Origin of the sequence: Desulfofalx alkaliphila DSM 12257 (genome assembly GCF_000711975.1) — a bacterium.
GTDB lineage: Bacteria > Bacillota > Desulfotomaculia > Desulfotomaculales > Desulfohalotomaculaceae > Desulfofalx > Desulfofalx alkaliphila.
Genome location: NZ_JONT01000014.1, coordinates 1 through 23,297, shown reverse-complemented (window position 1 = coordinate 23,297; position 23,297 = coordinate 1). Strand labels below are relative to the sequence as shown.

24 protein-coding genes are annotated in these 23,297 nt (G+C 46.7%); 3 read left to right on the top strand and 21 right to left on the bottom strand.

Going from position 1 to position 23,297, the window contains the following annotated elements:
* The 5 genes from BR02_RS0108775 to aroF (BR02_RS0108755) form a co-directional block, all read right to left on the bottom strand.
* Nucleotides 1-588, bottom strand: a complete 588-nt coding sequence (locus BR02_RS0108775; RefSeq protein WP_031516250.1) for a lysophospholipid acyltransferase family protein — start codon at nt 586-588, stop codon at nt 1-3.
* A gap of 50 nt (nt 589-638) precedes the next feature.
* Nucleotides 639-1,313: a (d)CMP kinase gene (cmk, locus tag BR02_RS0108770; protein WP_031516248.1), complete on the bottom strand. Its 675-nt coding sequence runs from the start codon at nt 1,311-1,313 to the stop codon at nt 639-641.
* Between the two features lie 145 nt (nt 1,314-1,458).
* A complete protein-coding gene (gene aroA / locus BR02_RS0108765; RefSeq protein WP_031516246.1) occupies nt 1,459-2,748 on the bottom strand; it encodes a 3-phosphoshikimate 1-carboxyvinyltransferase in 1,290 nt (429 codons plus the stop codon).
* 144 nt (nt 2,749-2,892) lie between these two features.
* The gene (locus BR02_RS0108760; RefSeq protein WP_031516243.1) at nt 2,893-3,987 is read right to left on the bottom strand and encodes a prephenate dehydrogenase; all 1,095 of its coding nucleotides are present in this window, start codon (nt 3,985-3,987) and stop codon (nt 2,893-2,895) included.
* Between the two features lie 9 nt (nt 3,988-3,996).
* Complete coding sequence (gene aroF, locus BR02_RS0108755) at nt 3,997-5,016, bottom strand: 3-deoxy-7-phosphoheptulonate synthase (protein WP_031516241.1); 1,020 nt, start codon at nt 5,014-5,016, stop codon at nt 3,997-3,999.
* A gap of 302 nt (nt 5,017-5,318) precedes the next feature.
* Between aroF (BR02_RS0108755) and BR02_RS0108750 the strand changes: the two genes are divergently transcribed.
* Nucleotides 5,319-6,509, top strand: coding sequence for a pyridoxal phosphate-dependent aminotransferase (locus tag BR02_RS0108750; RefSeq protein ID WP_031516239.1), 1,191 nt, complete (start codon nt 5,319-5,321; stop codon nt 6,507-6,509).
* A gap of 27 nt (nt 6,510-6,536) precedes the next feature.
* Nucleotides 6,537-7,052 carry a hypothetical protein gene (locus tag BR02_RS0108745; RefSeq protein WP_031516238.1) on the top strand — a complete coding sequence of 172 codons (516 nt, stop codon included), beginning with the start codon at nt 6,537-6,539 and terminating at the stop codon, nt 7,050-7,052.
* Nucleotides 7,053-7,091: 39 nt separating this feature from the next.
* On the opposite strand, the gene BR02_RS0108740 is transcribed toward BR02_RS0108745, so the two are convergent.
* The 3 genes from BR02_RS0108740 to pdxR all read right to left on the bottom strand — a co-directional run bounded on the left by BR02_RS0108740 (nt 7,092) and on the right by pdxR (nt 9,431).
* Complete coding sequence (locus tag BR02_RS0108740) at nt 7,092-7,553, bottom strand: GyrI-like domain-containing protein (protein ID WP_031516236.1); 462 nt, start codon at nt 7,551-7,553, stop codon at nt 7,092-7,094.
* Nucleotides 7,550-7,822 carry a helix-turn-helix transcriptional regulator gene (locus BR02_RS0108735; protein WP_238442438.1) on the bottom strand — a complete coding sequence of 91 codons (273 nt, stop codon included), beginning with the start codon at nt 7,820-7,822 and terminating at the stop codon, nt 7,550-7,552. The genes BR02_RS0108740 and BR02_RS0108735 overlap by 4 nt, the downstream gene beginning before the upstream one ends.
* Nucleotides 7,823-7,907: 85 nt before the next feature.
* Nucleotides 7,908-9,431 (bottom strand): MocR-like pyridoxine biosynthesis transcription factor PdxR, encoded by a 1,524-nt coding sequence (pdxR, locus tag BR02_RS0108730; RefSeq protein ID WP_031516232.1) that lies wholly within the window; start codon nt 9,429-9,431, stop codon nt 7,908-7,910.
* A gap of 123 nt (nt 9,432-9,554) precedes the next feature.
* Here pdxR and BR02_RS0108725 point away from each other — a divergent pair, with 123 nt between their 5' ends.
* Nucleotides 9,555-10,598 carry a branched-chain amino acid aminotransferase gene (locus tag BR02_RS0108725; protein ID WP_034639093.1) on the top strand — a complete coding sequence of 348 codons (1,044 nt, stop codon included), beginning with the start codon at nt 9,555-9,557 and terminating at the stop codon, nt 10,596-10,598.
* Nucleotides 10,599-10,638: 40 nt separating this feature from the next.
* Here the strand turns inward: BR02_RS0108725 and BR02_RS0108720 are convergent, their stop codons facing one another.
* From BR02_RS0108720 to trpB (BR02_RS0108660), 13 genes are all read right to left on the bottom strand, one after another.
* Nucleotides 10,639-11,394 (bottom strand): ABC transporter permease, encoded by a 756-nt coding sequence (locus BR02_RS0108720; protein ID WP_031516228.1) that lies wholly within the window; start codon nt 11,392-11,394, stop codon nt 10,639-10,641.
* On the bottom strand, nt 11,387-12,316 hold the full coding sequence (locus tag BR02_RS0108715) for an ABC transporter ATP-binding protein (protein ID WP_031516226.1): 930 nt from the start codon (nt 12,314-12,316) through the stop codon (nt 11,387-11,389). Before BR02_RS0108715 ends, BR02_RS0108720 begins: the two co-directional genes overlap by 8 nt.
* Nucleotides 12,317-12,454: 138 nt before the next feature.
* Nucleotides 12,455-13,042 carry a DJ-1/PfpI family protein gene (locus BR02_RS0108710; RefSeq protein WP_031516224.1) on the bottom strand — a complete coding sequence of 196 codons (588 nt, stop codon included), beginning with the start codon at nt 13,040-13,042 and terminating at the stop codon, nt 12,455-12,457.
* Nucleotides 13,043-13,262: 220 nt separating this feature from the next.
* Nucleotides 13,263-14,582, bottom strand: coding sequence for a DUF4825 domain-containing protein (locus tag BR02_RS15090; RefSeq protein WP_084170995.1), 1,320 nt, complete (start codon nt 14,580-14,582; stop codon nt 13,263-13,265).
* A 27-nt stretch (nt 14,583-14,609) separates the two neighbouring features.
* A complete protein-coding gene (locus BR02_RS0108700; protein WP_031516220.1) occupies nt 14,610-14,813 on the bottom strand; it encodes a 2-hydroxymuconate tautomerase family protein in 204 nt (67 codons plus the stop codon).
* A gap of 18 nt (nt 14,814-14,831) precedes the next feature.
* Nucleotides 14,832-15,644, bottom strand: a complete 813-nt coding sequence (aroF, locus tag BR02_RS0108695) for a 3-deoxy-7-phosphoheptulonate synthase (protein ID WP_051688229.1) — start codon at nt 15,642-15,644, stop codon at nt 14,832-14,834.
* Nucleotides 15,644-16,447, bottom strand: a complete 804-nt coding sequence (gene trpA / locus BR02_RS0108690; RefSeq protein ID WP_031516216.1) for a tryptophan synthase subunit alpha — start codon at nt 16,445-16,447, stop codon at nt 15,644-15,646. Before trpA ends, aroF (BR02_RS0108695) begins: the two co-directional genes overlap by 1 nt.
* The gene (gene trpB / locus BR02_RS0108685) at nt 16,447-17,643 is read right to left on the bottom strand and encodes a tryptophan synthase subunit beta (RefSeq protein ID WP_031516214.1); all 1,197 of its coding nucleotides are present in this window, start codon (nt 17,641-17,643) and stop codon (nt 16,447-16,449) included. Before trpB (BR02_RS0108685) ends, trpA begins: the two co-directional genes overlap by 1 nt.
* Nucleotides 17,640-18,263, bottom strand: coding sequence for a phosphoribosylanthranilate isomerase (locus BR02_RS0108680; protein ID WP_031516212.1), 624 nt, complete (start codon nt 18,261-18,263; stop codon nt 17,640-17,642). Before BR02_RS0108680 ends, trpB (BR02_RS0108685) begins: the two co-directional genes overlap by 4 nt.
* Complete coding sequence (trpC, locus tag BR02_RS0108675; protein WP_031516210.1) at nt 18,256-19,047, bottom strand: indole-3-glycerol phosphate synthase TrpC; 792 nt, start codon at nt 19,045-19,047, stop codon at nt 18,256-18,258. The genes BR02_RS0108680 and trpC overlap by 8 nt, the downstream gene beginning before the upstream one ends.
* On the bottom strand, nt 19,047-20,084 hold the full coding sequence (trpD, locus tag BR02_RS0108670; RefSeq protein WP_031516208.1) for an anthranilate phosphoribosyltransferase: 1,038 nt from the start codon (nt 20,082-20,084) through the stop codon (nt 19,047-19,049). The genes trpC and trpD overlap by 1 nt, the downstream gene beginning before the upstream one ends.
* A 130-nt stretch (nt 20,085-20,214) precedes the next feature.
* Nucleotides 20,215-21,702 carry an anthranilate synthase component I gene (gene trpE / locus BR02_RS0108665; RefSeq protein WP_051688228.1) on the bottom strand — a complete coding sequence of 496 codons (1,488 nt, stop codon included), beginning with the start codon at nt 21,700-21,702 and terminating at the stop codon, nt 20,215-20,217.
* A 244-nt stretch (nt 21,703-21,946) separates the two neighbouring features.
* Nucleotides 21,947-23,137 carry a tryptophan synthase subunit beta gene (gene trpB / locus BR02_RS0108660; RefSeq protein ID WP_031516204.1) on the bottom strand — a complete coding sequence of 397 codons (1,191 nt, stop codon included), beginning with the start codon at nt 23,135-23,137 and terminating at the stop codon, nt 21,947-21,949.
* Nucleotides 23,138-23,297 lie beyond the last annotated feature (160 nt).

Here is a 23,297-nt window from a genome sequence, read left to right as displayed (position 1 = left end):
CTACTGCCTCGACTTAATCAGTTGTTTTAACTGGTCCATAACCTGAGCGCTGTAACGCTCCATATCTTCTCTGCCGGCTTTTGAGCCGGTATATTGGGGCAGTGGCACGGGTTTACCAATGACCACTGTTAATTTGCCAAAAAAACCCCGGGCTCCTATTATGCCCACCGGTACTATGGGAGCATTTCCTTTAAAAGCAAGCATCACTGCCCCCAATTGTGGTTTAAGCAATTCTCCACTGCTGCTGCGTCTTCCTTCCGGAAATATCCCCAATACTTCTCCATTGGTTAAGAGTTCTATCGCTTGGCGGATAGCATTTCGATCAGGTTTGCCCCGCTTAACAGGAAAGGAACGCAAGGCCCGAATAAGGGTGTTAAACAAGGGTATTTCAAACAGCTCTGCCTTGGCCATATAATGAATGGGGCGGTTTAAGGCACATCCCACCGCCACGGGATCCCAATAGCTGGTGTGGTTGGATATCACCACCACGCCTCCCTGGGAGGGGAAATTTTCTAACCCCACCACTTGCCAGCGGCGCAGAACGACAAGCACAATTGTCACAACAAACTTGGCCAGATTGTAGAACACGGTTCATCCTCCAAATTACAGTGGTAGTCAAACAGTTTAACCAAAACCTGTTATTTGCACTCATCTATGTGTTTGACTATCAGCTCCACAACCTGATTTATTGTCAATCCCGTAGAGTCAATAATTACAGCATCTTCGGCAGGAACCAGCGGGTCAACTGCTCGGTTTTGGTCTATATTATCCCTTTCTGCTATTTCTGCTATTATAGTATCTAATGATATTTCATATCCCTGTTGTAATAATTCCAGGTGGCGGCGCTTAGCCCTTTCTTCAGTTGAAGCAGTGAGAAAAAATTTGTATTTGGCATCGGGCATCACCCTGGTGCCAATATCCCTGCCGTCCATCACTACTCCGCCGGTTTGGGCCATTATTTGCTGCTGCCGCACCATATTTTTTCTTACCTGGGGTATCTTTGCCACCAGTGAAACGTGGCGTGACACTTCCGGTTGGCGAATATGTTCGGTAACATCTTCCCCGTCTAAAAAAATTCTAAAATCATTTTGAGCACCGGAAAACAACTCTATCTTTACTTCAGATGATAACCTGGCCAGTGCCCCATGGTCATCAAAGTCGTAGTTTTTTTGTAAGGCCTTTAATGTCACTGCCCGGTACATACTGCCGGTATCAATGTATATAAAACCCAGTTTCTTGGCAATCAGCTTGGCAATTGTACTTTTACCGGCCCCTGCCGGGCCATCGATGGCAACATTATTTTTTACCTTCATATAGAACCTCTCATCAGACCGTTAACCAAATGCTAAACCCCTTATCTTTTCGACACAACATGCCCATTTCCTTTTTTTATAAGTCAAAAACATTTAACTTGTTGCCTTTTTCTCAAGGTAAATTTAAAGGTACACTTAAAATATATTATTCTACTATCAAAGATTTTAATGCGTGCTCAAATTGTGGAAATGAAATATTAACACTGTGGGCATGCTCTATTACCGTTTGTCCCTCTGCCACTAAGCCGGCCACTGCCATGGCCATTGCAATGCGGTGGTCGCCGTGGCTGTCACATACCGCCCCGGTTAAAGAAGTGCTGCCGGTTACGGTAAAACTGTCATGCCGCTCCGTTATATTAACCCCAAACTTAGAAAGTTCTGCTCCCAAAGCTGCAATGCGGTCAGTTTCTTTTACCCGCAGCTCACCCACATCCCGAAAAACCGTTTTCCCCCGGGCCACCGCCGCCGCCACCGCTAACACCGGTATTTCATCTATTAACCGGGGGATAATATCCCCACCTATTTCAACGCCCTTAAGCACACTGCCACGCACCCGCAGGTCGGCCATGGGCTCACCCCATTGGTCGCTGACATTGAAAACAGTGATGTCGGCGCCCATATTTTGCAGCACTTCCACAATGCCGTCACGGGTAGGGTTTAGCCCCACTCCCCTTATGATAACATCGGACTGGGGTACTATGGCAGCAGCCACCATAAAAAATGCAGCCGATGATATATCACCGGGCACAATCAATTGCTGACCGGTTAAATCAGGCCGGCCCTTAACCGACACTCGCCTTTTATCCACCTTGATTTCGGCACCAAAGTGCCTTAACATGCGTTCGGTGTGATCCCTGGACGGTGCCGGTTCTTCCACCACCGTTACCCCTTGGGCAAATAGACCGGCCAGCAGAATAGCAGATTTTAATTGTGCGCTGGCCACCGGCGTCTGATAGTGGATACCCTTTAGTTCTTTGCCCTGCACTGCCAAGGGCAGTAGCTTGGCATTTTGCCGTCCGCTAAAGTTGGCACCCATTTGGGTAAGGGGTTTTACCACCCGCTCCATTGGGCGTGTGCGCAGCGAGCTGTCACCGGTGAGCACAGAAAAAAAGGGCTGTCCGGCCAAAATACCCAGCATTAAACGGGCGGTGGTGCCGGAATTGCCGCAGTCCAATACATCTTGGGGCTCTTGAAGACCGTGCAGACCATTGCCCCGCACAGTAATAACACCGTCATTTTGCTCAATCTTTACCCCCAGGGCACGAAAACAGGCAATGGTGCTTATGCAGTCTTCGGCCATTAAAAAGTTGTGTATCACTGTTTGTCCCCGGGCCAGGGCCCCCAACATCACCGCCCGGTGGGAAATGGATTTATCCCCGGGCACACTGACAACACCCTCCAGCCTTTTGCATTGATTCACTACTATTTTTTTCATTTTTATGTTCTCCTTGCATCACGGAAAAAATCTGACTCTTGACTACCCGGTGAACATTGCTTTGTTCGATACAAGCTCCGGCAACGGTTCACCTGGGTTAAAATACTAACCTGTTTTCATATAAAACTTCAAAATTACTCAAACCTACCTCACATGGGCCTGATACCCTGCTTCACCCAGTATTTTTACCGCCTCTTCCTGTTCCTCTTCCGTGGCAAAGGCAAGGCGGATGGTACCGCCTTGCCCTTCGCGCACCCTTAGTATTTCCAAGTCCGTTATATTCACGCCCTTATTCCCCAATAGGGCGGAAAAATGGGCAATAACCCCCGGTTGGTCAGGCACGGTGAGTAACACTTCATACAGGGCGGGCAGATACCCCTTGCTGCGGGCAGGCAAAGACCTTCTTACTTTTCTGGCCTGTTCCAGCTTTTGCTGCAGTTTTTCACTGTCAGCATCGGTTATCAAACGCTGATAGCTGTCCAAGGTGGCCCGAAACCTTTTTATGGCCTTTAATACCTCGCCGCGATTGGAATGAAAAATGTCCCGCCACATCTCCGGGTTCCCGGCGGCAATGCGGGTGGTATCCCTAAAACCACCCGCTGCCAATGGGCTCATTTGCCCGCTGTTAGGTGTTTCATCCAAGGTGTTCACCAGAGCACAGGCTATTAAATGTGGCAGATGGCTGACCACCGCCACCGTTTGATCGTGCTGCTTAGGGGACAATTCTATCACCCGGGCACCCATTGCTTTTACCAGGTTGCGCACCTTCTCCAGCGGATAGCTTTGGGTTTTCTGGGTCGGAGTCAATATATAGTATGCATTTTCAAACAGATAGGGGTCTGCCCCCTTCATACCGGCTATTTCCGAGCCTGTCATGGGATGCCCGCCCACAAAATGCAAGCCCGACGGTAAGATTTCTTCCGCCATCACGGTGATGCTGTGCTTTGTGCTGCCCACATCGGTAATTATTGTGTTTTTTTCCACTAAAGGAGCCAATTGACGGAGCAGCCTCTCACCGGTCAACACCGGGGTGGCCAGCACCACCAAGTCTGCGCCGTCCACCGCCTGTTCTAAAGAAGATGCCACCCGATGAACGGCCCCCGCAGTTAAAGCCAGTTCTAGATTGCGGCGGTCCTTATCTAAACCGACAACTTCCTTTGCCAAGGAGCGGTGCTTTACAGCTAAGCCAAAGGAACCTCCAATTAGACCCACCCCAATAATTGCTATCCTCTGAAACATAAAGGCCTCCTAATTTATACTTTTACCCATGGCCGGTGCAATCCTCTTTAGCTCTTGCATCAAGGCAGTAAAATTGTCAGGTGTCAGTGATTGGGGGCCGTCGCACAGGGCTTCGGCCGGATTGGGATGCACCTCAATTAATAGTCCATCGGCCCCTGCCGCCACGGCAGCCCGGGACATGTCCTGCACAAAACGCCAATTGCCAATGGCATGGCTGGGATCCACTACCACCGGCAGGTGCGAAAGGTATTTTACCACCGGCACCGCCGTCAAATCTAAGGTGTTGCGGGTAAAGGTTTCAAAGGTTTTTATACCCCGCTCACACAGTATTACCTTGGGATTTCCCCCGGCTAAAATATATTCCGCTGCCATCAGCCATTCTTCTATGGTACCGGCGGGGGATCGTTTTAGCAGCACAGGTTTATCTGTTTTTGCCACTTCCCGCAGCAAGAAGAAGTTTTGCATGTTGCGGGCACCGATTTGCAGCACATCGGCATACTCACAGACCAGCGGCAGCGTGTTAACATCCATTACTTCGGTAACCACCGGCATACCGGTGAGTTCCCTGGCCTCGGCCAACAGCTTCAGCCCCTCCTCTTCCAGTCCTTGGAATGAGTAAGGTGAAGTGCGGGGCTTGTAAGCACCGCCCCGGAGCACGGCAGCCCCGGCCTCCTTGGCCTCTTTAGCCACTTGAAATAACTGCTCTTTACTCTCCACTGCACAGGGCCCTGCCATTACAGTTAAATTACCGCCCCCCACGGCTACCCCATTGCCCAACTGAACCACAGTATCCTCTTCTTTAAAGACCCGTGATGCCAATTTGTAGGGACGCATAATGGGCACCAACTTCTCTACCCCGGGCATAGCCTCTATTCCCACATCAAGCAATTGGGTTCGATCACCCACCGCCCCAATGATGGTGCGTTCAACCCCTTGGGACAGGTGTACTTGAAAACCGAAATTCTTTAATTTATTTATCACTGAATCAATATCCCTTTGATCAGCAAGATGGCTCATCACAACAATCATTATTGACCCTCCTTATCAATATAGCATAACTATTTAATTATTTTAGCCAGACAAATACAAAAAAACGCCCTATCAGGGGCGTTATCATTTAAAAATATACATACTTATCCCTCCCCCTACCGTTCTACCATACTACAAGCAGTGACCTACAAAAAAAGTACCACACGCGGGTACACCATCCTACACCTCCATAATAACACAGTATGAAAATAAAACCAATAATTTGCGGGAAACTTATTTGTATACTTCCTGGTAATGATATACAATATAGATGAAAATTCTGCATACAGGGGTGATATTTGTTGACAGTTATATCAAGCAAAATAGAAGGTTATTTAAGCAGAGCCTCTTGGATTCGCAAAATGTTTGAAGAAGGCGACCGGCTGCGTAAAATTCACGGCGCCGATAAGGTATATGATTTTACTTTGGGAAACCCCATCGATGAGCCGCCAACCAAGTTCCGTCAGCAGTTAAAATATTTGGCCGACAACCCGGTGCCGGGCATGCACCGCTATATGAGCAATGCCGGTTATCCTGAAACACGCCGGGCAGTGGCTGAAGTACTGGCCGAGGACAGCGGGCTAAGCATAGGGGCAGAACACATAGTGATGACAGTGGGTGCCGGCGGCGGTTTAAACGTGGTCTTAAAATCCATTTTAGATTCCAATGACGAAGTTATTGTGCTGGCCCCATTCTTTGTGGAATACAGATTCTATGTGGACAACCACAACGGTGTTACCAAGGAAATAAGCACCGATGAAAACTTTATGCCTGACATGGAGGCCATTAGAGCTGCCATAAACGAAAAAACCCGGGCCATTATCATCAACTCACCCAATAATCCCAGCGGCGTAGTTTATCCGGCCGAAACTTTAGAAGAACTAAATAAGCTTGTAAATGAAAAGTCCAAGGAATTGGGCCGTCCCATATACGTAATTTCTGATGAGCCCTATTCTAAAATTGTATATGATGTGGAAGTGCCCAGTGTACTGAAACATATTAAAAACTCTATACTGGTTACTTCCCACAGTAAAGATTTGGCCCTGGCCGGCGAAAGAATTGGCTATATTGCCGTTAACCCCGGAATTGAAAAAGCGGACCTGTTAATGGAAGCATTGGTGTTTTCTAACCGCACCCTCGGTTTTGTAAACGCCCCTGCGCTGATGCAACGCCTCATAGTTGGCCTACAGCGGGAAAGTGTTGATATTGAAGAATACCGCCGCAAACGGGACCTGCTTTATAACCATCTGGTGGAACTGGGCTTTGAAATGGTTAAACCCCAGGGCGCCTTTTACCTGTTCCCTAAGTCACCGTTGGCAGATGACGTTGAATTTGCAGGTCTTGCCTTAAAACATAACATTCTGGTGGTACCGGGCACCGGATTTGGCAAACCCGGCTACTTCCGCCTGGCTTACTGCATTGACAGCAAGGTAATCGAGAACTCGCTGCCTGCATGGACAGCCCTTGCTGAAGAATTGGCATTGAAAAAATAAATTGCAGAACGGAGGCGGCAAAATGAGATGGATATTTTATTCTACATAGTCTTCGGCTACTTGGGTTACAGAGTGTATAAACGCTTCTCTGCACAGCGGCAAAGGATTAAACAATTAGAACAAGCCCTACAAGAAAAAAGAGAGCTGTATAGGCAGGAGCTGCAAAAATCAGCAATGGTGGGAGCGGCGGGCAGCTTAGCAGCACTGTTCTTTATCAGCCAATTACAAGACCAAAATAGCTTAGATCAGCAAACCTTGGAACAGATGGAACAAATGGATCTGGCACAGCTGCAACAATTTGCCCTTGACCGGCAGTTGATAGATCAGCAGCAGTTGGATGAATTAATGAATCAAATTCACGACCCCTATCTAAACCCGGGGTTGGATTTACTGGTTGACGAAAGCTTCCACGGCATTGACCATGGCTTAGGCATCGCTGACCACCACCATCATAGTGACCATGATTTTGGCTTTGATAACCACCATTTTGATAACCACCATCATAATTTCGGTGGTTTCGGCGGCGGTCACGACAGTTTTTAATAATAGTATTGGGGCGGTCTTATATTACCGCCCCAATTCCTATTTTATTGGAAACACTATTTTAGTTAGTAACTCACTTTCGGGCACGTCCATGGGAGAATTGTAGTAAAACTCATAAGCAACCCCCGTCGGGGTGTAACCCTTTTCGCTTATCCACTGCATCATCGCTTGATAAACCGGCTCAACTTTACTATAAGATCCCTTGTACATACAGGAAACCTGTTTTCCTGCAGGAATTTCACCGGACTTAATTTCACCTTTGCCTTTCAAAGGTTTTGAAACCGGGAATCCCATCTCCACATCCAAATCCTGCATGTCCGTGTTATAATATGCCGCGAAAGCCACCGGCTCCGCCGGTTTTTCACCAAGCTCGTTAAGGTATTGGATAATAGCCTCGTAGGCTTTACCCAACTCCTGGGGCAGTTTATCAACCGCCGTCCTTGTCCTTATGGATAATACCGGTTGCGCCTGTTTTTCCTCTAATACAAATTCATTACTCATGGCAGCCAACTCCCTTGTTTTTGCTTGATTATAGCATTTGATTTATGACAACTGTAACCTTCAGCAATACCAATTCCACCGTTAGCCCCCTGAAAGGTGACAATGGGTATTCCAGATAAGTTTATGGCATCCACATCCCGCAGAATTGTCCTTACTGAAACCCCAAACCTCTCGGCCAATTCCTTGGCCTGTACGCGCTCTTTTCTCAATAGTATTACCAGTATAGAAATCAATCGTTCCAACCTCATAACAACACCGTCTTTTCTCAATAATTACGGTTTATTACTCCATTATTACCAAATATTCCTTCTCACTACTAACTATCCATGCCGGTGAGCACAGGCAATAATGAAATCAGTTAATTAAATAATCAAGTCTTATGTTTGTTTTAGTTCTTTGGCTTTTAGTTTTACTTGCTGAATTAAATGCGTCACTTAACCTTCTTATGCCTTCCACCAAAGTATCCTCTGAATTAGATGCAAAACTGAGGCGGAATTCTTTATCATCAGAGGGCATGGTATAAAAGGCCTCCCCAGGCGCAAAGAAGACACCCTTTTTTAGTGACTCTTGCAATAGCTTAGAAGAGGTAACGGAGTTTTGTATTTTACACCAAATATAAAAACCTCCGTCCGGTGTTTCATATTGCAAGATATTATCATCAAAATAATGTTTTAATGCCTTTATCATTAAATTGCGTCTGTTTTTGTATTGCCGGCGAATTAAAGACAGATGTTCTTCCATATGGCCTTCATCTAGAAACAAGTGCATTAGCCATTGGGAAATATTATTGCTATGCAGATCGTTGTATTGTTTTTCTAAGGCAAGCCGTTGGATTAGAGTCGGGTGACCGTTAATGTAACCCAGGCGCAGGCCGGGCATTAGTACTTTAGAAAAGGTGCCCAAATATACCACCCCTCCGTAGTTATCTAAGGCTTTCAATGATGGTGGCGGATTATCCCCATAATACAAATCCCCGTATGCGTCATCTTCAACGACTACCAAGCGATGCCTTGCCGCTAGATTTATTAGTTGCCTTCGATCCCCTTCTGATAAAACATCCCCCGTCGGGTTTCTGAAAGTAGGGTTAGTATAGAATATTTTTGGCCTGTACCTAATTAGAAAATCTTCTAAAATATCCAAGGGAAAAATTTTAGACACAGGCAGTATTAAAACCTTTACACCCATGGCTTGAAAGATTTGAATTGCACCGGTATAGGTAGGAGACTCCACAACAACATAATCCCCGGGTGCCAGCATAGCTTTACCCATTAAGTATAGCCCCTGTTGTGACCCGGACAATATCATGGTATTTCCCCATGTTGACTCGATGCCTTTATTGTTCAACATTCGAGAAACTGAATGACGCAGCGGTGTAAAACCCTCTGTGGCAATATAACCAAAGCTTGATCTTTCTAAATGATCAATATGTCTATTGAGAAGTTCTTTAAATTTGTCTATTGGATATAGCGAAGGATCGGGCATGCCGGTGGCCAAAGATATCAGGTCTCGGTCAAGGGGAATGGAAACAAGTTCCTTAAGTATTGATGATACAGGGGTTTGAACATAGGGTATAAACAACTGTGACCAGGGTACCTGGGTCGTGACATTAGAATTGTTTGGAGGCTCACTGACATAAGTTCCACTACCAACCTTGGTTATCACCAATCCCTGCTGCTCAAGCCATCTGTAAGCATTGATGGCGGTTGTGCGGCTGACTTTAAAAAGGGAACTTAGTTCGCGCTCAGGAGGCAGTTTGGTTGCCGGCGGCAGGGTATTATCAATAATTTTATTTTCAATAACTTTGGCAATTTGCAAGTATAGGGGCTCACTGGATTGCCGATCCAATTTGATGCCCACCAGGTGTTTGGATATATCCATTTCTAAAAAACCCCCTCATAGTATCCAATTGTTCTTATATTATTAGGAATTGGATATTTACAATGTTTTACCTGCCGGTTATGGTATTAAGTAATTAAAAATTAACAATAGGGGGATTTATAAATGCGGCCACCTTTTACACAGGTAGATAGCCTGGGGTTTGGGAAGCACTTTACTGATCATATGTTCACCATGCGGTATAACGAAGAACTGGGTTGGTACAAGGGTAAAATCAGCAAACTGGAACCCTTTGCCCTTCACCCGGCAGCAAGTGTTTTTCATTATTCCCAGGAGATATTTGAAGGTTTGAAGGCTTACCTGAGCGAAGATGAAAAAGTATTATTATTTAGACCGGAGGAAAATGCCCGGCGGATGAATAGATCTGCCAGAAGGCTGTGCATGCCTGAAATACCCGAAGAGTTGTTCTTAAATGCACTAAATGAATTGATCAGTCTGGAGAAGCAGTGGATACCTAAGGCACCCGGCACCTCACTTTATATTCGCCCGGCCATGATGGGAGTAGAAGCCTTTTTAGGCGTGCGCTCTTCAAAAGAATACCTTTTTTATATCATCCTATCTCCCGTTGGCCCTTATTTTAAGGAAGGTTTCAAACCCGTGGGTATATATGTTGAAGATCAAATGGCCCGGGCTATTCCAGGCGGAGTTGGAGATATTAAGGCCGGCGGAAATTACGCCGCCAGTTTACTGGCCGGGCATAGGGCTCAAGAACTGGGTTACTCCCAGGTGCTCTGGTTAGATGCCAAAGAGCACAGGTATCTTGAAGAAGTAGGGGCAATGAATGTCTTTGTGGTCTTTGGGTCTACGCTGGTAACTCCACCCCTTACCGGCTCTATTCTTCCTGGAATCACAAGGGATTCAGTGCTAAAACTAGCTCAAAGCATGGGTTATAAGGTGGAGGAAAGATTAATCTCCATTGACCAGGTGCTGGAAGGTGTTGCCCATGGGGCGGTAACTGAAGTTTTTGGTTCAGGTACCGCTGCCGCAATATCCCCGGTGGGTTCGCTGTTTTATAAGGGCAAAAACTACGTCATTGGCAATAATAGGGTAGGTGACATAACACAGGCTATTTATGACCGCCTGACAGCCATTCAATATGGCAAGGTAAAAGATGAATTTGGTTGGGTTCGTGAAATAAACCCAAAATAAAAAGGCGTCAGGGGAATATAAAAAAACTCTCCAAAGTTTTTTATATTCCCAACTTATTTTTAATCAAACGCTTTGGAAAGGGGTATAAAATTACTATGGTAAAAAGCAAAACTCCCACATGGGCAAGTAAAAACAGCCCCACTTCCCCAAAGGCCAGGGAACGCAGCAACTCCACCACATGGTAAAGGGGCAAAAACCAGGCAGCAATTTGCACAATGCCCGGCAGGCTATCAAGGGGGAAGAATATTCCTGAAAAAAGAAACATGGGAGTAATCACCAGGGTGAAGAAAAAAGAAAACGAATCAATTTTAGCCACCAGACCTGTCCAAATCATACCCAGCAAAGCAAAGATCAATCCCGCCAGCACCAATACCAACGGTGTTAACAAGGCCCAGGGTGAAGCAACCAAACCAAAGGCTGTAATCACTAAAAGAATTATGGTCCCGTAGACAATGGCTTTAAAGGTGGCATAAAGAATTTCCCCGGCCACCACCTCTTCAATATTTAAGGGAGTAGCCACCATGGCATGATATGTTTTTTGATATTGCATTTTTACAAAGGAGCCATAGGTGCTCTCGGAGGCAGCCACCCACATGGCCGACGTAGCAATAATACCAGGGGCAATAAATTGAATATAGGGTGTACCGTTAATTTCACCAACAAAGGCCCCTAATCCCAAGCCCATGGCGGTTAAATACAACATGGGCTCTACAAAATAAAAGGTCACACTGGTGAGCCAGGTTTTTTTAAAGACCACTATATTTCTCCACAGTACTTTCAATGCATATCTATTCATCGCCTAATCCCTTTCCTGTTAATTTCAAAAATACGTCTTCCAGGTTGGCAGGACGCAGCAGTTGGTAAGATATAAATGGATATTGCTGTAGTTTACTCACCAGCGCCTGGCCTTCGTCATATAAGTACAGAAAAAGGGTGCTGCCTAAGAGCTGGTGTCCCTTAATAGATGTATTTAATTCTTCCAGTATCAACCGGTGCTTTTCTTCCGAAAGTTCCAGTTCTATCACATGTTTACCGATGTGTTTTTCAACCAAAACCTCCGGAGAACCTTCCGCTATAATTTTACCCTGGTCAATAATAAACAGATAGTCGCAAAGCTGACTGGCCTCCTCTAGGTAATGGGTAGTCAAGACAATAGTTAGTCCTTGCTGCTTTAACAAGCGCAAATGCTGCCAAATAATATGCCTGGCCTCAGGATCAAGACCCGTTGTGGGTTCGTCCAAAATAAGAATTTCCGGTGAATTTATTAATCCACGGGCCAGGGCCAGGCGCCTTTTCATGCCGCCCGACAATTGTTCCACATCAACATCTCTTTTTTCCAGCAGATTGAAAAAGGCCAGCAGCTCCAATGCCCTTTCCTTGGCAGCAGCCTTTTTTATGTCAAAATAGCTGGCGTATAACAATAAATTCTCTAAAACCGTCAGCTCTAAATCTAAATTATTATCTTGGGGTACAACACCTAACTTCCCCTTTATTTCACGGGGGTAATTATTTACATCCATACCCAGCACTTCTAACCGGCCTGCTGTTATCGGTAAGAAGCAATAAAGCATGGACACTGTGGTAGTTTTGCCGGCACCGTTTGGCCCTAGAATGCCAAAACATTGCCCTGGATAAATTTTAAAATTAATGCCTTTTACCGCTTGAAAATCACCATAGCTCTTTTGCAGGTCCCTTGCTATTACAATTGGTTCCATCATAGCATTACTCCTCTAGATACAGATTTGCCCTCCAGTATTTTACCATAATTGCCCACATATTTTATTCCTTAACAATAATTAATCCTAGCTAACCATTAAACGAAAAGGGCGCAAAATGCGCCCTTTTAAAACAGTATTTTATGGTTCAATTTTTGTTCCTAACAGCTCTAAAAACTTCCGCATCCATTCGGGATGACCGGGCCAGGCTGCAGCAGTAACTAGGTTACCGTCCACATAGGCATTGGAAAAGGTATCGTTAACTTCACCCCAAGTTGCACCTGCCTTAATTAGGTCCGGTTTAACCGCAGGGTAGGCAGTGCACAACTTACCTTCCACCACGCCCGCTGTGACTAGAACTTGCTGGCCATGGCATACTGCTGCTATAGGTTTGTTTTCAGCAGCAAAGTGACGAACTATGTCCAGCACCTGCTCGTTTAAGCGGATATATTCCGGCGCCCTGCCACCCGGAATTACTAAGGCATCGTAATCCTCGGCCTTTATCTCCTCAAAGGTAGCGGTGATGGCAAAGTTGTGCCCTCTTTTTTCGCTGTAAGTCTGCTCACCCTCAAAATCATGAATTGCGGTGGCCACTGTTTCCCCGGCCTTTTTCCCGGGGCAAACCGTATCCACGGAATGGCCCACCATGGTGAGCATTTGAAAAGGAACCATTGCTTCATAATCCTCAACATAGTCTCCCACTAACATTAGGATTTTTTTAGCTGCCATTCTATAACCCCCTTCATATATTAACTAATACTTATTACTTCTTTTTTGGTAAGTTTTCCTGCTGTTTTAAAAAAGTTTTATACACCTTTTTGCATAAATATAACTTGCCTAAGGCATTCACTTGTAATGCCCGGTTAAGGGGAATAAATTACCGCTTATAGGGGGTGGCATATCTAAAGGATTGCAATAACCCAGTGGAGCTGGTCTTGTTTACAAGTTGTCAATGGGGAATCAATTCCGGCCTGCCCTCGGCTAAGATAAGTTGTGGTTCGCTGCCCACTATTTCATAATGGAACTCTTCCACTAGAGTACCATCTTCTTTTGTCTTTTTAAAAGACACAAGGTCGTATCCATCAGCGGTTTTGCCTTGGGAGGTCTCATAGATATATCTTTCACCGTCTTCTATTTTTTCTACTGTTCCCACCCAGTAGGGGTAGTTTGCAATATAAGGATTGTATTCTTGTATTTCCCCAAATAACTTATTTGAGGCCCCAACATCAATATCCAGAAGCTCCTTTTCCACATAGTCGGCAGATACCTGGGCATTTCTACCTATTGATTGCAGATATGCCCTAGCCTGTTCCTCCTGCTGCTTGCTGAGCTTAGGATAAAACTCATGTGCAGATAGCACTGTATCATATAAGCTTCTTGGGAACATCTTCTTTATTGATTTGACATAATAGTCCCCATCCATGGGCCGTTTGTACTCCAATAAGGTATAGCTCCCATCCTCACCCCTTCTAAAGGTCATTACCGTTGGGGTAGCACCGGTACCGCTAATACTTGTAAAAATACCGTTTTCAAAACCAAAAGAGCCAGAGCCGGCTATGGTATAACAGGTAATAACTCCCCTCTTCTCCTTTGTGTCAAGTATTACATGCCCCTCTGTTGCACACTCTCCATCCCTAAAAGGGGATTCTTGACTGATTATTGCCTTTGATACCGCCTGTTCAAGGGTCATTGGGGCGCCTGTTGACATCAAGAGTTCAGTCTTAATAATAGATAAAAGGTTCTCAAATTGATTTTTGTCCTTTGAGTACTCCCTTAAGTCTTGCTCAAAATTACCTTGCAGGGAATCTCTGGTGTATTGATAGTGGTAGTCCTTATCCTCCACCTTAACCTTATATCCAATGACATCCAAATTATCTATCAAACTGAACAAGACCACTGAATTGGTTCGAAAATATTTATTTATATAATCCCTATCAATATAAGGCAATTCTGTTATATGATAATTAACGTTTAAACCATAGGGCTCCTCCTCGGTATCAAGTGCTATCCCCTGTTTATATTCTCCCAGGGGCAGGGTGCTTAAAAGATTAGAAACGTTACTGGCGTTTCCAATATAGGGAGATTTATACTTTAGCAGCACATTAGCCTCATAATCTGCCATCCTGGCCGAAAGATCAGCTGCAGTTTCATCCCCCGGGTTGATACCCTTAGCCTTTGTCAACAAGACACCGGAAAGTAATGCTATGCAAAGTAGTCCTAAAAGGGCAACCGTTATTTTATTATTTTTAAACAGTTTCGCCATCTTCATTTAATCTCTTCTCTGTCTGTTCTTAGATTAATTACCCTTTTGTCTGCGCTGGGTTACTGTCTCGCCGCCAATGCCCCAGTTGTCGGTTTCCACTTCTTCAATCAGTACCATTGTGGAATTAGGGTTCTTGCCAAGCACATCCACCATAAGCTGGGTTACTCCTTTGATTAGTTCTGCTTTTTTCTCGGCAGTTACATTATCCTTTGCGATTTTGATGTTTATAAACGGCATATTAATTACCCCTTTCTTTTATTTTTTAATATTTGAAGCCAAGGCCTTTACTTCCTTGATAAGAACTGCCAGTTCTTCCGGCAGCAGGGACTGGGAACCGTCTGATTTTGCTTCCTTCGGTTTGGGGTGCACTTCAATAATTAGGCCGTCTGCCCCGGCGGCAACCGCTGCCTTGGCGGCGGGGGCAACCAATTCCCTTCTGCCGGTGGCGTGGCTGGGGTCCGCTATTACCGGCAGGTGTGAAAGGTGTTTAGCTGCAGCCAGTGCACCTATATCCAATGTGTTACGGGTATAGGTTTCAAAGGTGCGAATACCCCGCTCGCACAATATCACCTGTTGGTTCCCTTCTGCTAAAATATACTCCGCAGCCAACAGCCATTCTTCAATGGTGGCCGAAAGTCCCCGTTTTAGCAGTACTGGCTTGTCAGTCTGACCCACTTCCCTTAGCAGTGTAAAATTCTGCATGTTACGGCTGCCTATCTGAATGATGTCAGTGTAGCGGTAAACAATATCAAGATCCCGGGCATCCATCAATTCAGTGACCACCGGCAAACCGGCAGCACGTCCGGCCTCATTTAATATTTGCAGGCCCTCTTCGCCCAGCCCTTGGAAAGAGTAGGGTGATGTTCTCGGTTTAAAGGCACCGCCCCGCAGCACATCCACACCCATATTTTTTAGCAAGGGCGCCAGTTGCAACATCAGTTCACGATCTTCAACTGCACAGGGCCCGGCAATAATCACAGTGCTGCCGCCACCCACCTCAGTGGTTGCTAACCGGATAACGGTATCTTCTTTTCTATATTTACGACTTACTAAGTGATAAGACGGCATTAAAAAAACCCCCTACTAGAACACGCTGCTTTATATTCAGCCACTGCCCTTGCCACCTTGTGGACGGCATTGCCAGGGTCACGCCCTATGATATTAACTATGGCGCTGCCCACAATAACTGCATCACAGTATTGAGCCACAGTCACCGCTTGGGCCGGAGAAGAAACACCAAACCCGATAGCTATTGGCAGTGAAGACGCACAGCGAACACGGTTAGTCAACTTCGATATTTCACTATTAAATTCCTGCCTAAGGCCGGTAATACCTGTTACCGAAACGCAATAAATAAATCCCATGGCAAGCTCGGCTATTTTACTTAACCGCTCTTGGGTGGTGGTGGGTGCTACCAAGGGTATTAGGCAAAGCCCCTTTTCCAAGGCACTCTTATATAGCGGCAAACATTCCTCCACAGGTAGATCGGGCACGATAACCCCGTCCACCCCGCTGCTAACCGCATCAAGCACAAAGTTTTTTAAACCGTACTGCAATATGGGATTGTAATATGACATCAGCACCAGCGGTACCTGACTGCTGCGGCGAATCTCTTGCACCGCATAAAGTATTCTCCGCAGGGTAACGCCTGCCTTAAGAGCCCGCTGGCAGGCAGCTTGAATTATCGGGCCGTCAGCCATGGGATCAGAGTAAGGCACCCCCAGCTCGATGATATCGGCCCCGGAAACATCCATCGCCTTTACCAGTTCCACAGTGACATCCAGGTGCGGATCACCGGCAGTGATAAAGGGGATAAAGGCCTTTTGATTCTGTGCCTTAAGTTTTTCAAAACACTGCTCCACTCTATTCATTATATCTCCACCCCCATCATTTCAGCCACTGTGTTTACATCTTTATCTCCCCGGCCTGAAAGGTTGACAATAATAACTGTATCCTTTGCCAGTTTCGGCGCCATCTTTACCGCCTGGGCCAGAGCATGGGCGCTCTCCAGCGCCGGAATGATACCGTCAGTGCGACACAATAATTTGAAAGCATCCAAGGCTTCGTCATCGGTAACAGCATAGTATTTCACCCGGCCAATATCTTTTAGATAACTGTGCTCCGGACCAACCCCCGGGTAATCCAGCCCCGCTGAAATGGAGTGCACCGGCAGTACCTGTCCGTCCTGATCCTGTAAAATGTAGCTGTGGCTTCCGTGTAACACCCCGGGGCTGCCCATGGTCAGGGTGGCGGCATGCCGCCCGCTGTTTAATCCCTTTCCTGCCGCCTCTACACCCACCAGTGCAACCTCTCGGTGCTGCAAAAAGGGATAAAAAATACCCATGGCATTGCTGCCGCCCCCTACACAGGCAACAATATATTGTGGCAAGCCTTTGGTCTGTTCAATAATTTGCTCCTTAGTTTCCCTGCCAATTATTGCTTGAAAATCCCTCACCATTTGGGGATAGGGGTGAGGCCCTGCAACGGAGCCAATGCAGTAGTAGGTGGTTTGCACATTGGTCACCCAATCCCTTATGGCCTCATTCATGGCATCCTTTAGGGTACGGCTGCCCCCTTTAACCGCCACCACTTCGGCACCCAGCAGTTTCATGCGAAAGACGTTTAAAGCCTGTCGTTTAATATCCTCTTCGCCCATATAAATAACACATTGTAACCCAAACAGGGCCGCAGCGGTGGCGGTGGCCACCCCGTGCTGGCCGGCACCGGTTTCAGCAATGATTCTCTTTTTACCCATTCGCCTGGCTAAAAGCAGCTGGCCGATGGTATTGTTAATTTTATGGGCACCGGTATGGTTTAGATCTTCCCTTTTAAGATAAATCCGGGCTCCATTGCAATGGCGGGTTAACCCCGCTGCAAAATACAGCGGGGTTTGACGTCCCACGTATTTGCTCAGATAGTAATTAAGCTCTGCCTCAAACTCCGCATCATTTTTTACGGACCGATAGCTTTCGCACAGTTCTTCCAAAGCAGGCATCAGTGTTTCCGGCACAAAGCGCCCGCCATAAAGTCCAAAATACCCTCGCTCATCGGGTGCTTGCATCATCATATATTAACCCCTCTCCTCAGCTCATCTATAAACAAGGCAATTTTATTTAAATCTTTAACACCGTTTGTTTCCACACCGCTGGACACGTCAACGGCGTATGGGCGCACCAATTTAACTGCTTCGCCAACGTTATCTGGGGTGAGACCCCCGGCCAGTATCAGCGGTCTTTTGATGGTCCCTGGCTCCAGCAGGTGCCAGTTAAAGGTTTTGCCCGTACCCCCGGCAACACCGGGGGTATAGGTATCCAGCAAGATGGCAGCGGCAGGAAAATTCACTGCCCGATCCAGTACACTCTTATCCTTTACACGGAATGCCTTAATAACCGGCAATTCAATTTTAGACACGTACTCCGGCAGTTCATCTCCGTGTAGCTGCACTGCATCCAATTGACAATACCGAGCAAGGCCGTTAACTTCATCCAGCGGAGCATCCACAAATACACCTACTTTACTGACCAAAGGCGGCAGCCTTTTAATAATGCTTCGGGCCAGCTCAGCAGATACTTGGCGTTTGCTCGGGGCAAACACAAACCCTAAAGCATGGGCGCCCAATTTTACCGCCCCTAGGGCTGTGTGGGCATCCATGATGCCGCATATCTTTACCCGCACCTGTTTATTCATGGCACCTGCACCCCCGCAGCAACTGCTGCAATCGTTCACCGGGGGTTGGATGTTTAACCAGCGTTTCCCCCACCAACACCGCACTGACGCCGTGCCGGGCCAACTTTTTTATGTCCGCTGCATCTTTAATGCCACTTTCGCTAACCACTGTTATCCCTAAATTATCAATTAGCGAACACAATTCCACAGTGGTTTCAATATCCGTTTTAAAGGTGTGCAGGTTGCGGTTATTAATGCCGATAAGCGTAGCCCCCAAGGCCAGCGCCCGTTTTAGCTCACTTTCATTGTGAACCTCCACCAGCACCTCTAAGCCAAGGTTAACGGATAGGCGGTACAGCTCAATCAAGGTATCCTCATCCAAGGCAGCGACTATAAGCAGGAGTGCATCAGCCCCCAGGACCTTGGTTTGGTAAACCTGATAGGGGTGGATGATAAAATCCTTGCGCAGCAAGGGAAGTGAAGTGATTTTTCTAATATCCGCCAAAAATTGATTATGTCCGCCGAAAAACTTGCTGTCGGTGAGTACCGATATGGCAGCTGCCCCCGAAGCGGTATATTCCTTTGCCAGCGTCAAATGATTAAAGTTGGTACACAGCAAGCCCTTAGACGGTGAGCGTCTCTTTACTTCAGCAATTACTTGCACTGCACCGGGTTTATTTAAGGCCCGGGCAAAGCTCCGGGTTGCAGATATTGACATGGCAAATTTTCTCATTGTATCCAGCGGTATTTGCTGCATTTGCTGCTTTACTTCCACCTGTTTATGCTCTAATATTTGCCGTAACATTAGAAACTAATCACCTCTTTACCGCCCATGGTCGAAGTGACTTTTACCAGTTGTTCCAGTTTCTTAATGGCAGCACCACTGTCTATGGCCCTTTGGGCAACGGCAATTCCGTCTTTTAAATTACTGACAATGCCTGAACATATCAGCCCTAAGGCAGCATTTAACACCACAGCATCCCTTTTGGGGCCGGTGGCACCGGCTAAAATTTCTTTGGTGATCCGGGCATTTTCTTCAGCATCACCCCCAGCGAGGTCCTCAACCTTGGCAGGGGCAAAACCATACTCTGCCGGGTCTATGGTGTAGCGGTGCACCTCCCCTGCACGCACTTCACAAATATGGGCAAGCCCCACCGGGGATATTTCATCCAATCCTCCGGCCCCGTGCAGCACAAATGCCCGGGTGCTGCCCAACCTAACCAGTGCCTGGGCCATTTTTTCCACCAAATCCGCGGCATATACCCCCAGCACCTGTGTTTGGGCCTTGGCAGGGTTGGTTAGTGGGCCAAGGATATTAAACACTGTGCGTATGCCAATTTCTTTTCGGGTTTGGGCGGCATGTTTCATTGCCCCATGTAAGTTAGGGGCAAACATAAAACAAATGCCCACTTCTTCCAAACAGCGTTCAGCCTGCCGGGCTGTGATATTTATATTTACTTTTAAAGCCTCCAGCACATCGGCACTGCCGGCACGGCTGCTCACCGAACGATTACCGTGTTTGGCCACCTTTGCACCGGCAGCGGCCAATACTATGGCAGCGGTAGTGGATATGTTAAAGGTTCCTTTGCCATCGCCCCCGGTGCCGCAGGTATCCACCAACAAAGGATGACTGCTCCTGATCGGGGTAGCCATTTGCCTCATCACCCGGGCAAAACCGGTTATTTCGTCCACCGTTTCGCCCTTTAGATGCAGTGCGGTAAGAAGTGATGCAATTTGCGAACCGCTGGCCCGGCCCTCCATTATTTCTGTCATCACTGCAGCAGCCTGCTCCTCATCAAGATGCCGGCCTGCCACCACCATTTTAATTGCCCTTTGTATCATACTCATCTCTCCTCTTCCAGTCTCTTCTCTAAATACCCATATGGGGCACTATAAAGGGCCCCTGGGTCAACAATTGGAAAGTGATACATTATTGTCGGATCTGCCCTCCAATTGGCCGGTTAATAAGTTATCATGCCAACACCCTGCTTTGAGCCCCTGCCTTGGTGAGTTTTAATTTTTCTATACCCAGTGCCTTGGCCAACACCGCTGCCTTATTGATAGTTTCCAGATATTCACTTTCCGGATCAGAGTCGGCCACTATGCCTGCCCCCGCCTGAAAATAAGCGTTCTTATTGTGAAAGACAATGGTACGAATTGCAATGGCGGTATCTAAGGAGCGGTTAAAACCCAGGTAGCCAATGGCACCGGAATATATGCCGCGCCTGGTGGATTCCAGCTCATCTATAATTTCCATGGCCGGTATTTTAGGGGCTCCACTGACTGTACCGGCAGGAAAACATGCCTTAAAGGCATCTATGGGTGTGAATTCATCCTTAAGTACCCCTTTAACACTTGATACCAGATGCATAACATGGGAGTACTTCTCCACTTGCATGTAGCTGTCAACCCTGACACTGCCCGGCTGGCAAACCCGCCCCAAATCAGTTCGGCCTAAATCCACCAGCATTATATGCTCCGCCTGCTCCTTCCTATCAGCCAACAAATCGGCAGCCAGCCGGTTGTCATGGTCTTCATCCACACCCCGGGGACGGGTACCTGCTATGGGCTGTGTCTGCACCAGTCCTCCTTCTACCCTCACCAGCATTTCCGGTGAAGCACCGACAATGGAGGCAGCACCAAAATTCAGATAATACATGTAGGGTGAAGGGTTTAAACTGCGCAGCCGACGGTAGACCTGAAAAGGATCACCGGAATAGTGGCAGCTAAATCGTTTTGACAGCACCACTTGAAAGACATCACCGGCGGCAATGTATTCCTTTGCCTTTTTCACCTGGGCAATGAATTCTTCTCTGGTACAGTTAGATTTCACCGGTCCGGCAGTGGTATTAAGGGGTAGCTCCAGCGGGGCGTGTTGCTGCATCAATTGTTGAATTTCATCCAAGGTATTTTGAGCATCCCTGTAGCCGGCAGAGGCATCTGTTATTACCCTGCTGTTTACCACCCCGGTTATTGTGTGTTTTAGATGATCAAAGATCAGCACCACACTGCACAAGACAAAGAAGGTATCGGGCAAGTTAAGATCATCAAGGGTGGTCTGGGGCAGCTTCTCCAGGGTGGTGACGGCATCGTAGCCAATGTACCCCACCGCCCCACCATAAAACCTGGGCAATCCCGGCAATTTAGGGCAATGATACCGGCACAAAACACCATACAGTAAATCCAAGGGTTTACCGCTAAGTTTTTTTACCTCACCGTCACTGCTGAAAACAACATCCGTGCCCTTGCTGGAAAAGGTGGCAAAGGGCTTTAGTCCAATAAAAGAGTAACGGGTCACCTGCTGCCCCCCATCAACACTTTCCAACAAATAAACAGGATTTAGCGGTTTTAATTTTTGATACACCGTAACAGGGGTTTCAGTATCAGCCAGCCACTGCCGATACACCGGGATTAAATTGTACTCACTGCTTAAATCAATGTACTGCTGCTCGGTAAGCACTCTTTTATCACCTCCATATTTAAAGGGTAAAATAAAAAAACCAGCACTCAGAAAGAGTACTGGTTAATGGCAAAAAAGGGCACTACTATGCCCGCATAATCACCTATAAAACTAACCCAACTCTTCTCAGCTCAACTCTTCTTAACTATAACTCATCTAAACTAGGCTCTGATTTATAAGAAGATAGCACAAAACACCGGTGGCAGTCAATAACTTTATCATCAAAAGGTACAAGAAAATGTTTTTATTGCTGTATTTGCTTTCCCAGCACTTCTGCCACCTGGTGCACGTCCTTGTCGCCACGGCCAGATAAACTAACCAGCAAAATATGCTGGGATGACAACTTGGGGGCAAGTTTCATTGCTTCAGCCAAGGCATGGGAACTTTCCAATGCCGGTATAATACCTTCTGTTTTACATATCAACTGAAATGCATCCAAGGCTTCCCTGTCCTTTATGGGCACAAACTTTACCCGTCCGCCATCCTTTAAATAACTCAACTCCGGCCCTACCCCTGGGTAGTCTAAGCCGGCGGAAATTGAGTACACCGGCATTACTCCGCCCTGATCATCTTGCAGTACATAGGTACGACAACCATGCAAAATTGCCGGTCTGCCCAGTGTCATTGTGGCTGCATGCTGGCCGTTTTCCAAATTAATACCGCCTGCTTCTGCCCCTATCAGCTGAACAGCTGCATCCCCGAGGAATGAAGTAAAAATACCTATGGCATTACTTCCACCGCCAACACATGCAATGACGTAATCAGGTAGCCTTCCTGCCTGTTCAAGTATTTGGTATCGGGCTTCATGGCCGATAATTGCTTGAAAATCCCGCACCATGGTGGGAAAGGGGTGTGGCCCCACCGCTGAACCAATAAGATAATATGTATCTTCCAAATTTTGTACCCAGTAATTTAATGCATCATCAACTGCTTCAGCTAAAGTACGGCTTCCTCTGGCCACAGACCTTATTTCAGCACCAAGCATGCGCATCCGAAATACATTTAGCTCCTGACGGCGTATATCCTCTTCACCCATAAAAATTGTACATGGCAGATTAAACATGGCCGCCGCCGTGGCAGTGGCCACACCGTGCTGCCCTGCGCCGGTTTCTGCAATTATTCTTTTTTTGCCCATTTTGCGGGCTAACAGTATTTGTCCTATGGCGTTGTTAATTTTATGGGCACCGGTATGGTTTAAATCCTCCCTTTTTAGGTAGATTTGAGCCCCACCCAGATAAGAGGATAAACCCCGCGCATGATACAGCGGGGATGGACGACCCACATAATATTTTAAGTAATATCTTAATTCACGAAAAAATTCAGGGTCTTGACGTATTGTCAGGTAAGCTTCCTCTAATTCTTGCAGTGCAGGTTTTAATTGATCAGGTACATATTGCCCGCCATAGTGTCCAAAATAACCGGGTTGGTGCGTCATATTATAAAACCCCCTGTTTTTTATTTTATTATGGCAAAAAAACAATCAAATAATGAGCTAAATAAAAAAACCCCTGGGTTCTCCCAGGGGTCAAATTTTATTTCGGCAACGACCTACTCTCCCAGGGCTTATGCCCTAGTACCATCGGCCCTGCAGAGCT